The 11,657-nt window shown below is 30.5% G+C and carries 9 protein-coding genes; all 9 read right to left on the bottom strand.

From position 1 onward, the window contains the following. Positions 1–195: 195 nt before the first annotated feature. Positions 196–3,219, bottom strand: coding sequence for a type I restriction endonuclease subunit R (locus PNO30_RS08330; RefSeq protein WP_271988000.1), 3,024 nt, complete (start codon positions 3,217–3,219; stop codon positions 196–198). 54 nt (positions 3,220–3,273) lie between these two features. Then, on the bottom strand, positions 3,274–3,852 hold the full coding sequence (locus tag PNO30_RS08325; RefSeq protein WP_271987998.1) for a restriction endonuclease subunit S: 579 nt from the start codon (positions 3,850–3,852) through the stop codon (positions 3,274–3,276). A 74-nt stretch (positions 3,853–3,926) separates the two neighbouring features. Continuing rightward, positions 3,927–5,069, bottom strand: a complete 1,143-nt coding sequence (locus tag PNO30_RS08320) for a restriction endonuclease subunit S (protein ID WP_271987996.1) — start codon at positions 5,067–5,069, stop codon at positions 3,927–3,929. Further along, on the bottom strand, positions 5,070–6,074 hold the full coding sequence (locus PNO30_RS08315; protein WP_271987994.1) for a virulence RhuM family protein: 1,005 nt from the start codon (positions 6,072–6,074) through the stop codon (positions 5,070–5,072). It abuts the gene before it with no gap. Continuing rightward, entirely contained in the window at positions 6,067–7,647 is a 1,581-nt protein-coding gene (locus tag PNO30_RS08310; protein ID WP_271987992.1) for a type I restriction-modification system subunit M, read from the bottom strand. Before PNO30_RS08310 ends, PNO30_RS08315 begins: the two co-directional genes overlap by 8 nt. A 198-nt stretch (positions 7,648–7,845) precedes the next feature. After that, on the bottom strand, positions 7,846–8,481 hold the full coding sequence (locus PNO30_RS08305; RefSeq protein ID WP_271987990.1) for a DNA alkylation repair protein: 636 nt from the start codon (positions 8,479–8,481) through the stop codon (positions 7,846–7,848). 81 nt (positions 8,482–8,562) lie between these two features. After that, the gene (tig, locus tag PNO30_RS08300) at positions 8,563–9,831 is read right to left on the bottom strand and encodes a trigger factor (RefSeq protein WP_271965101.1); all 1,269 of its coding nucleotides are present in this window, start codon (positions 9,829–9,831) and stop codon (positions 8,563–8,565) included. Positions 9,832–10,051: 220 nt separating this feature from the next. Next, positions 10,052–10,750, bottom strand: coding sequence for a M48 family metallopeptidase (locus PNO30_RS08295; RefSeq protein WP_271987988.1), 699 nt, complete (start codon positions 10,748–10,750; stop codon positions 10,052–10,054). A gap of 22 nt (positions 10,751–10,772) precedes the next feature. Further along, positions 10,773–11,450, bottom strand: coding sequence for a YggS family pyridoxal phosphate-dependent enzyme (locus tag PNO30_RS08290; protein ID WP_271987986.1), 678 nt, complete (start codon positions 11,448–11,450; stop codon positions 10,773–10,775). Positions 11,451–11,657: the final 207 nt, after the last annotated feature.

Raw genomic sequence — 11,657 nt, 5'->3', positions numbered from 1 at the left:
TATTACGAATAATTTATACTACGACTACTATAATTTCTACGAACGTAGTGAGTTAAGAAATTATTAGTAAAGTCAGTGCAAACGGCTCTCTCTTTATAAATTCATTTTAACACAAATCTATATTTAAATCAAAAATTTTATCTAATTTAGATATATGTTAATCACTATATTTGAAATAAAACTAGATAATTTTTATTATATCCCCACAAACACCTTAACGATATTTTTCAATTTAGAAAGAACCGATTGCTTCTTAGCTTCTCTGGCTCCTCCACGACGTGCTACTCCTTGCAGAGCATCATCTAATTCTGTTCCACCTTGTGCAACATATCCTCTACTAATTGATTTTTCTATAAATTTCTTAGATTTTTCTTTTAGATTTTCTTCAGAGATAAGTTCATTTATCTTTTGTTCTTTCTCAATCTTAGCATATTCATAAAAGGCTTCTAGTATATCTTCATTTTTATCAAACTTAGTTAAGTCTGTACGATTGATAAATTCAATAATCAATTCTTCTTTGGCTCTTGTTCCAAGTGAAGAACGAATTAATCTTCTTATTTCTTCTTTTAGTGTTTCATTATTCGTACCTTGTTCTTTAGCTTTTTCAAGGATTAATGCTAAGATATAATCAAGATTTACCTCTTCAGTCTTCAGAAGATCAATATGGAATTCAACATCTGAGAAATCAATTTTCTCCTCGTTTTCTCCGCCTTTTCCTTTGTCTCTTCCACCAGAATTTATTAACTCTTCCTTTATCTTAATATACGTACTCTTCATATCCTGTTTCAATCTCTCAGAAATTATCTTCTCGAAACTACTAAACTCATCATAGTTTCTCAAGATATTTTCTCTCTTCAAGATTTCACCAAATAACTTAACAAATTCTTTTTTATCTTTTTCTAACTTGATTTCTGTTGGGTCTGGGAATTTTTCTACAATTTCTTCACATAGTTCCTTATACCCTTTAAATACAACCCCTGTATCTTCATCCGTGAAGCCGTTAATGTAATCATCATAACTACGCTCGATAATTACATTTATACTATTTTCATCACCAAATAGCTTAATCGCATCTTTAGTAGCTTTTTCCAAGTTTTTAAAACAAACGATATTACCGAAGGCTTTCATCTTATTTAGAATCCTATTTGTTCTAGAAAATGCCTGAATAAGTCCATGATATCTTAAGTTTTTATCAACGAATAATGTATTCATAGTTGGAGCATCAAATCCAGTTAAGAACATACCAACAACAATTAGTAAATCTACCTCTTTGTTTCTTACTCTACTTGATAAATCTTTATAATAATTCTCAAACCCGTTACCATCTATAGTGAAGTTAGTTTGGAAGAATGAATTATAATCATCAACTACATTAGTTAAAAATTGTTTTGCAGTAGTTGACATAGCTGATGACGACATACTCTCTTCTTCAATCTCTCCTGAAGCTCTCTCTTCATTTGGAGCATAACTAAATATTGTTGCGACTTTTAGTTTTTTATCTTCAGGCAAGTTTGCCTGTTGTTTTTTAAACTCTTCATAATACATCTTCGCCGCATCTACACTTTGCACCGCAAACATCGCATTAAACCCATTAATACGTTTATCTTTTACCGTATATTGCGTATTACGATAAGTTTTAGAATCAAACTTTTCAAGAATGTAATTAGTAATTTCTGAAATACGTTCTGGATGTAAGAACATTTTATTCTCAAGAGATTTTAGGTTCTCATCATCTGTTTCTTCTTCAGAACTCTTGAACTTCGGATTAATACTGTTGTAGTCAATCTTGAATTTAAGTACTTTCCCATCTCTAATCGCATCGGTAATTACATAACTATGCAATTGTGCACCGAACACATCAGAAGTTGTTTTTCCATCCAATGAATTTTCTACAAAAATCGGAGTTCCTGTAAAACCAAATTGATAATAATGTTTAAATGAACTTTGAATATTCTTTTGAGCTAAACCAAATTGAGACCTGTGACACTCATCATAAATTAATACGCAATGCTTGTTATAAATGTCATGCCCTTTATTACTTTTAACAAACTCATTTAATTTTTGAATTGTTGTAACAACTATTTTATTATCTTGTTTTTCAATACTAATTTTTAATTCTTTAGTATCCTTACTTCCATTAACACTATCTTTTTGGAATTTTTGGTATTCACGCATAGTTTGATAGTCTAAGTCTTTTCTATCAACTACGAAGAATACTTTATCAATATAATCCAACTCAGTAGCCAATCTTGCTGACTTGAATGATGTTAAAGTCTTACCAGATCCAGTAGTATGCCAGATAAATCCACCAGCTTCTACACTTCCAGCTTTTTTATTTTCAAAACTAGAATTAATTCTCCATAATAGTCTCTCAGTCGCAGCGATTTGATAAGGACGCATAATTAAAAGGACATTTCTTGAATTAAAAATACAATATTTCGTTAAAATTTCTAAAATAGTTCTCTTCTCAAAGAAAGTCGCTGTAAAATCTTCTAAATCTGCGATAACTCTATTCTTCGCATCAGCCCATTCACAAGTGAACTCATAATTACTCTTATCACGTTCAGTCGTATTAGCAAAATACCTTGTATATGTCCCGTTTGAGATTACAAAAATTTGCACAAACTTATAAAGCGAATTGTCTAAGTTAAAACTTTCATCTTCATACCTTTGAATCTGATTAAAGGCTTCTCTAATATTTACCCCACGTTTTTTTAATTCAATATGAACAAGAGGTAATCCATTTACTAAAATACTAACATCATATCTATTTTTAGCGACAGTCACTTGATTAACTACCTGTAGGTGGTTGTTGTGAATATTTTTCTTATCTATTATTTTAATATTTTTCAGTCTACCGTCATCAAATATAAAATCATAAATATGATTTTCCTGAATCTTACGAGTCTTTTCGATTATTCCATCATTAGGAGCATCTAAATACTCTAGTAGAAATCTTTTCCATTCACTATCACTAAATTTAATATCATTTAACTTCTCAATTTGCACTCGAAGATTAATATATAAATCATCCATACTTCTAACATCAAGTCTTTCATATCCTTGAGAAACTAGATTATTAATCATGTTTTCTTCAAGTTGTGATTCAGTTTGATATTCTTCTACTCTACGTTCAGGCTTTTCAAACCTCGCTAAGACTATTCCACCTTGCATCTCCGCGATTGGCGAAGTCTTATACCTGAATTTTTCTTCTGACATACTCTCACTCCTTTTCCTTTTTTATTTATATTTCAAATTTTTCATAATAACCTGTTATCTTGGAAAGTTTAACAAACACTCTCTCCAATATTCATATTGCTTCTGACGTTGCTCTATTTCCTTCGGTAATCCCTCCTTAATATCATTCACTAAAGTATCAAACTTATCAAGAATTGATACCACATGTTGTTGAACGTGCAGAGGGGGGATAGGTATTTTATAATTTTTAATTTCACTATCTGATATAGCTGGATAGCTTGCTCCTTTTTGATTTAGTTCAACATACTTATAGAAATCTGTTTTTAACAAATTATAATATATCCATTTTTCTTTAACAATTTCTTTATCGCTTCTTAGAACACAATATCCTGTACTACAAACCTGATTATCTAAATAATCCGGGATTAACGCCAAACGTTCTTGCATTGGTCTTGTAGTTCCAAATATAATATCCTTGGACTTTACAATCTGTTTAGCTCTACTTGGTGCATTAGCTTTTGTTATTAATTCTGTAGCTTCAATTCTTTTATTCCCTGTATTAACTGAAGATAAATCTATATAACGTAACTCTTTATCCGTTACTTTCCAATTAATATTATCTACTTTTTTTGTTATATTTAATAATTTTTTCAACTCTATCTTATCTTCTATATCTACTTCAACTATATTAGCAGCTTCTTGTAATATATTATAGTAGTTATTAGATATTATCGACGTGCGTGCGTGCTACTACATTCCACGTCAAATGTCAAGAGTTTTTCACGATAATATTCATATTGTTTTTGTCGTTGTTCTATTTCTTCAGGCAACAATCCTTTTGTGTCTGCAAGCAATACTTGGAATTTATCCAAGACCTTCACTATTTTATTTTGAAGTGAAAGAGGTGGAATATCTACTAATATCTTTTCTATATCATCTTTTGATAACCTAGGAATACTAGCTTTTCTAACTTTAGATTTAATAATATATTGTTTACTAAGTAATAAATAATATAGATATTTGCTAGTAATATTTTCCTTTGTTTTTAAAACATACACATCATCTGCTGCCCAAAATTCTCTATCACTATATACTATCTCTCCTGCAGCACCTGCAGAAATAATAAATGTATTATCTCTCTCAAAATTCTTTTCATGATAATACCCCAAAGGAATTATACTATTTTGATATACTGGAAATTCTCCATCTTCTTGTAATTCACTTTTTACAAGTCTTTTACCTCGTTTAAATTCGCAAACCTCCTTTAATCGAAGTGTTTTTACTTTTCTATCCCCTTCCATTTCCTTAGTCACTTTTGTTAAATATTCTTCGCTTAATAACTTATCTCTGTAATAAGTATATTGTTTAGTACGTGACTGAAGTTCCGACTGAAGTTCCATAACATAACTTGTAAATTTATCAAGTATTTCTACTATTTTTTCTTGAATTTCTATTGATGGGATTGGGATTTCAAAATTTTCTATCATAGGCTTTCTAATTGACGTTACAGTTGAACCGACCATATTTTTTACAATAAATTCCTTGAATTTTGTTTTCATATAATAATATACATACTTAGCAACAATATCATCTTGTAATTTTATTCTATATGCTCTTTGATGTAATGCATACTTTCCTTTCACATAATGAAAAATTTCACCAATACCACCTTCTCCAGGAATAATTATGGCTTCTTCATCAAATTCATACTTATTTATTCTTTTTACAAATTTAGAGCGTACATAAAATGGATATAATCCGTTTTCTACTTGTTCATTAGTATTAGATTTCCCTGTCCCCACTAATGACACTTCCCCTAACTTCTTCCATTCTACTTTTTCATTCTTAAGTAATTCTAATATGTTCGTCATCTATTTTCCTCCTTTCTTTGCTATTTTTTCTATGTTTTTGATTTCTTCTAAGTAATCTTGTTCTACTGGTGTTAAAGTGTTCTCTGAATACTTTTTATATTCTTCTTCCACCTTTTTTTCCATTTGTTTTCGTGATATACTACCTGCATTTTCTAATACATCTTCGCCTGTTGCTCGTAGTATGTTATCTACATGTTTTATCCAATCTGCCATTGTCATAGCTACTTCTCGTTCTGCTTGTCTTTCTGCAAAGTCTAAATATCCAGATACAAGTTGATTTAAACTACGTAATTCTTTTTCGCTTAAATAGTTTTTAGCTGTTTTAGCTTCTGTTAATGTTGGTAATTCTCCTTTAAAGGTAGTTAGTCCCATAAATTCTTTATCACCATCTACTCTATCAAATATTAATTCACTAGCTGTTTTGTGATGGATTGCATAATGCATTTTATTTTGAACAGTAGCAAAGAATTTCTTCGCTTCTTCACTATTTCCATCATAATCAATTGAAGTTGCGAATAAGTCTAATACTTGACGATAAAATACTTTCTCACTAGAACGAATATCACGAATACGATCTAAAAGTTCTTTGAAGTAGTTTCCACCACCAAAGTTTTTAAGACGATCATCATCCATAGCGAAACCTTTAATTAGGTATTCTTTTAAAACTGTAGATGCATATTTTCTAAATTGCACTCCACGTGGAGAACGCACGCGATAACCAACAGCGAGAATCATATCAAGGTTATAAAAAGCTACTTCTCTACTTTGAACTTTCCCTTCTATTGCACCATGTTTAGTGGTTGTCAACTGATAGTTTACAACCACTTTTTCTTCTAGTTCACCATCTTCAAATATAGCTTTTATGTGCTTACTTATATTCTGTTTCGTTGTTTGAAAGAGTTCTGCTATTTGTAATTGATTAAGCCAAACTGTACCATCTTCTAACTTAAGATTTATTTTTGACTTTCCATCTTCAGTATTATAAATAATTATTTTGTTATTCATCGACTTCTAGCTCCCTAACTATCTCATCTATAGATGCACGTAATTCATCAATTTTCTTCACAGTTTCAGCAATTTCTTTATTTAATACTTTAATATCAATTTTTTCTCTAGTGTCTTCTTTTTCAACATATGTTGATACTGATAGATTATAGTCATTTTCTTCTATTTCACTATTATCTACATAACATGAGAAATATTCAACATCTGCTCTATTTCTAAACTCTTCAATAATGTTATCTATATTTTTTTCTTCTAATATATTATTGTTTGTTTCTTTTTTGAATTCTTTAGATGCATCTATGAATAAAGTTTTGTTCTCTGTTTTATTTTTCGCTAATACTAATACACAAGTAGCAATCGACGTTCCAAAGAATAGATTATCAGGAAGTTGAATAACACAATCTACAAAGTTATTATCTACTAAATATTTTCTAATAGTTCCTTCAGCACCTTTTCTGTAGAAAATTCCTGGGAAACATACTATAGCTGCACGCCCTTTACTTGATAAATAGCTAAGTGAATGCATAATAAACGCATAGTCCGCATATGATTTAGGAGCTAGTTTACCAGCAGGTGCGAAACGTTCATCGTTAATTAATGTTGGATCCGCATCACCTATCCATTTTATAGAATACGGTGGGTTTGATACTATAGCATCAAATGGCCTCTCTTCTCCATGCTGAGGATTTAATAATGTATCACCACGTTTAATAGAAAAATCATTGTAGTTAACATTGTGCAAGAACATATTCATACGAGCTAAGTTGTAGTTCGTTAAATTTATTTCTTGACCATAATAACCTTCTTCTATCTCTACACCCTCGAACTTTCTCATCTGTAATAGTAACGAACCACTCCCACATGTTGGATCATAAACTTTATTAATTTTATCTTTCCCATCTACTACTAATTTTGCTAGCAGTCTTGACACTGTTTGAGGAGTGAAGAACTCTCCACCAGATTTCCCTGCATTAGATGCATAGTTAGAAATTAAATATTCATAAGCATCTCCGAAAGCATCGATATGATTATCCTCAAAATTACCAAAATTAAGTTCACTAATACCCACTAAAATACTAGTTAACTTTGCATTTTTTTCTGTTACCGTTTCACCTAGACGATCACTTGTTACATCGACATCTCTAAATAACCCTTTAAAATCTTCTTCAGAATCAGTTCCTATGGCACTTCCTTCAATACTGTCGAAAATCTCTTTTAATTTTGCATTTAATTCCATCTTTGGATTAATATTCTTTACAACATTTTCAAAAAGTTGACTTGGTAAGATGAAAAATCCTTTTTCTTCAACAATCCCAGGTTTAAAATCTTTTAACGCCTCTTCATCACTTATATCAGCATAATTAAAATCTACATCCCCTGCTTCACGCTCAGCTTTATTAAAATAATCTCTCATATTTTCTGAGATGAATCTATAGAATAGTATACCTAATATATACTGCTTGAAATCCCAGCCATCTACTGCACCTCGTACATCATCCGCAATCGCCCAGATTTTTCTATGTAACTCTGCACGTTGTATTGTTTCATAATTTTCTTTTACACTATTTCCCATTTTCATCTCCTAATTTCTTATATTATCCTTACTATTATAACACATAAAGTGTACATGAAAAAAGACACGTAGGAGTGCATATACATAAAATAAAAAAGAGATGTCGACCCCCCTCCAAAAAAATAAAAACGGGGGAGGAGGATAGACATCTCTCATTAGTTCCATTATACTGCAAAAACTTATAAAACACAATAAACCTTATTCTAAAATCTTTCTCTCCACAACAAACCTACTCGCTAATTTGTAGACTTGTTTTATTTCTTTTGTTTCTAAATTCCAAGTTTTTAATTCTTCTTTTATTAATTCTGGAAATTTTCTACTAATATCTCTCAGTGCATTTCCTACTGATTTTCTTACATATTCACTAGCGTCTTCTTTTAATGGAGCTATTCTTTTTATTGCTTCTTGTGGATTTTCTTTAAAATATGGTCTACTAGTCCATATTCGTAATCCTTCTGTGACTGCCCTTCTAGTATTTGGATTATCTGAACTTAGCCAGTCATCAACTACAGGGATTGAATTTTCACAACCTTTATTTTTACAATATTCATCAAATGCTTTCGCAAGAACCTCTTGTACTCTCCAATTATCATCTTTAGATACTTTATCTCGCATAAAAGTTAGGATATCACTATCATCTGATAAATATCCGAAAAGAAATACACCATACATTCTAACTTGATATACTTTTGACTCATAGGATAAGAAAGCTAACTTCTTATTATAATCTCTATCATTATTTTTATAATCAGCTAAGGCTCTTTTCTCTTCTTCCTTGAATCCACTCTTTATTAGAGAAAATTCTTGCTCTAGTCTTTTAATATATTCGTTCAAATAAATTCACCACCTTATTATTACTAAAAAAAGCATATAGAATGTTAGACACTCTATATGCTTAAGGATGATTTGCTAAAATTAGTTGTTAGCTTTTAAGAAATCAACAGTTTTTTGGATTACTAACTCACCACGTAAGTCTTCAACACTAATACGTTGTTTAATTCCTTCTTCAGTCATGTTGTACATAGTAGCAAGTTCTTTAACTTCTGCATCGATGTCAGCATCTGTTACTTCAACTTTTTCTACTTCAGCGATTTCACCTAATACGAATGAAGTTTTGATTTTGTTTTCTGCATCAGATTTCATTTCAGCTTTAAGTTCAGCTTCACCTTTTCCAGTGAATTGTTGGTATAAATCAAATGATAATCCTTGACGAGATAAGTTTCCAGTGAACTGTTCAAACATAGAATCAACTTCTTGTTCTACTAATTTTTCTGGTACAGAAAGTTTTGCATTTTCTACAGCTGTAGAAATTACTTTATCAGAATAAGATTTTTCTGCTAAGTTTTCTTTTTCTAATTTAATTTCTTCTTTTAATTTTTCTTTGTATTCAGCTACTGTTGAAGCTGCTTCTTTAGTGAATTCTTTAACGAATTCGTCAGTTAATTCTGGTAAAACTTTTTCTTTTACGTCGTGAACTGTAACTTCGAATTTAGCTTCTTTACCAGCTAAGTCAGCTACTTGGTAGTTTTCTGGGAATGTTACGTTAACTTCTGTGTCAACTGGTGCAACTTTTCCTTCTAACTGTTCTTCGAATCCAGGGATGAATGAACCTGATCCTAATTCTAATTCGTAACCTTTAGCTTCTCCACCTTCGAAAGCTTCATCTCCGATGAATCCTTTAAAATCGATAACTACGATATCACCTTTTTTAGATTCTCCTTCTTTGATTTGCCATTCAGCTTGACGGCTTAATAAGCTATCTAATCTTTCTTCTACATCAGCATCAGTTACTTCTACTGAGTCTTTTTCTAATCCAAGGTTTTTGTATTCACCTAATTCAACGTTTGGTTTAACAGTAACAACTGCTTCGAATTTAACACCTTCTTCTTTGCTGATTTCTTTAACATCGATATCAGGCATAGCTAATGGTGAAACTTCTAATTCGTCGATAGCTTTAGTGTAAGCTCTTGGTAATACATAATCAACTGCATCTTGGTATAATGCTTCTTCACCGTACATTTTGTTGAATACGGCTCTTGGTAATTTACCTTTTCTGAATCCAGGTGCGTTAACACGTTTAACTGCACGTTTGAATGCTTGATCTAATCCTTTCGCAAATTCTTCTTTTGTTGCTGAAAAAGCGATAACTACTTTTCCATCTTCTTTATTTAAAATTTGTGACATTTATTTTTCCTCCAAAAATACTTTTAAGTATCATCAAAAATGTTAGTATAAAAATACTAAAAACTCTTGATTAATTATATAGTAAATAGCATAAAAAGTCAATAATTACACATCTAAATTATTGTTTTCAAAAGTAATTTCCATACTTTCAAAAAATTTTCAAACTACAGATAATTTAATACTAAATTACAAAAAAATTGTAATACTTCTTGCTTTTTTATTATCTACCTACTATTTTTTTACTGAATTCTTTTATCAATTTATCATTTTCTCTAAAGTTTGGATAATATTTTCCTAACAATGCATAAAATCTAGGTGTGTGATTTGTTTCTAGTAAATGAGTAAGCTCATGAACAACTATATGTTCTAAACATTCAATCGGATATTTTATAAGTTCATAGTTTATCCAAATTCTTTTCGCTTCAATATTACAAGTTCCCCAGCGGGTTTTCATCTTTTTAATTCTTAGTTGTTCAGCATGGACACCCATGATTTTTTCGTATTTATTAATAAACTCTAAAGCTTTGTTATAAAGAACTTTTCTAAGATAACTCGTAACTATTTGTCCCCTATCTTTATCTTTATCCTTTATAACTAAAATGATTTTATCATCGGATAATATTACTACATTTTTATTCCCTAATCTTACTTCTAAAACAAATTCTTTTCCAAAAATAATATGTTTTTCACCAGTTACAAACTGTTTCACAGTATAGCCATTCATTAATATATTGTTTCTTCTTAATTTGATTTCATCAATATTTTCTTGAATCAATTTCTTTATAATATAATTAGGTGTTCTTGGAGGGGCACTTACTACAACCTCAGCGTTTTTTTCGACTTTTAAATAAATGTTTTTCATTTTTCTTCTGTACTTAATCATAACGACTAAATCACCTATATTTATTACTCTTTTCATACTCCCCCTCCTTTATTTCTTATTATTTTAGCTCGTTACCAACTAAAGCTGTACCAACTCTTATATGAGTCGCACCTTCTTCAATCGCGATTTTGTAATCATTACTCATACCCATAGATAAAAATTCACACGGTGCATATGGTAATTTAAGTGCTTTTACTTCATCACGTACTTGTCTTAATTTTCTAAAACAATTACGCAACACATCTTCATCATCAACAAAAGGCGCCATTGTCATTAGACCTACAACTTTAATTTTCGAATATTGTTCTAATGATTTTATAAACTCTACTGTTTCTTCCGCTGTTAATCCATGTTTACTTTCTTCACCAGAAACATTAACCTGTACGAAACAATTAACTTCTTTTTCCGCACGTTTTTCGATTTCCTTAGCTAAGCTATCTCTGTCTAGAGCATGAAAAAAATCTACCTCGTTTATAACATCACGTACTTTTCTAGTTTGCAAGCTTCCTATTAAATGCCAAGTCTTACTAGAATATTTACTTTTTCTCTCAACATAATTTTGAGGACGATTTTCAGCAAAATCTGTAATTCCCGCTTCTATCGCTTCTTCAACTCTAGTATCTGTAACATACTTAGTTACAGCTATTAATTTCACTTTATCAGCATTTCTACCAACTTTTTCACAAGTTTCAGCTATTTCTTTTGTTATAGTTTCAAAGTTTTCTCTAACGTTCATTTTCTCTCCTATTTATTTTCCATTTTACTGTTTATTATTTTATTATAACATGATGTTTATTATTTTGTTATTAATTAAATAAAAAAGGGAGTGACTCAAGAATCGTGATTTCTGATGTGTACCCAAAATTCTGGACACATATATATTTAGTTTAAACATGTGGATGTTATCCTGTATTGTACAGGTGACATCCATTTCGTTTTTGAT

Origin of the sequence: Gemella haemolysans (genome assembly GCF_028308085.1) — a bacterium.
Lineage (GTDB): Bacteria > Bacillota > Bacilli > Staphylococcales > Gemellaceae > Gemella > Gemella haemolysans_D.
This window is presented reverse-complemented; position numbering and strand designations above follow the sequence as displayed.

Bases quoted from the DNA above. Each gene is read 5' to 3' on its own strand.
- PNO30_RS08320 (WP_271987996.1), bottom strand. From the start codon at position 5,069: ATGACGAACATATTAGAATTACTTAAGAATGAAAAAGTAGAATGGAAG.
- tig (WP_271965101.1), bottom strand. From the start codon at position 9,831: ATGTCACAAATTTTAAATAAAGAAGATGGAAAAGTAGTTATCGCTTTT.
- PNO30_RS08315 (WP_271987994.1), bottom strand. From the start codon at position 6,074: ATGAATAACAAAATAATTATTTATAATACTGAAGATGGAAAGTCAAAA.
- PNO30_RS08310 (WP_271987992.1), bottom strand. From the start codon at position 7,647: ATGGGAAATAGTGTAAAAGAAAATTATGAAACAATACAACGTGCAGAG.
- PNO30_RS08330 (WP_271988000.1), bottom strand. From the start codon at position 3,219: ATGTCAGAAGAAAAATTCAGGTATAAGACTTCGCCAATCGCGGAGATG.
- PNO30_RS08290 (WP_271987986.1), bottom strand. From the start codon at position 11,450: ATGAACGTTAGAGAAAACTTTGAAACTATAACAAAAGAAATAGCTGAA.
- PNO30_RS08295 (WP_271987988.1), bottom strand. From the start codon at position 10,750: ATGAAAAGAGTAATAAATATAGGTGATTTAGTCGTTATGATTAAGTAC.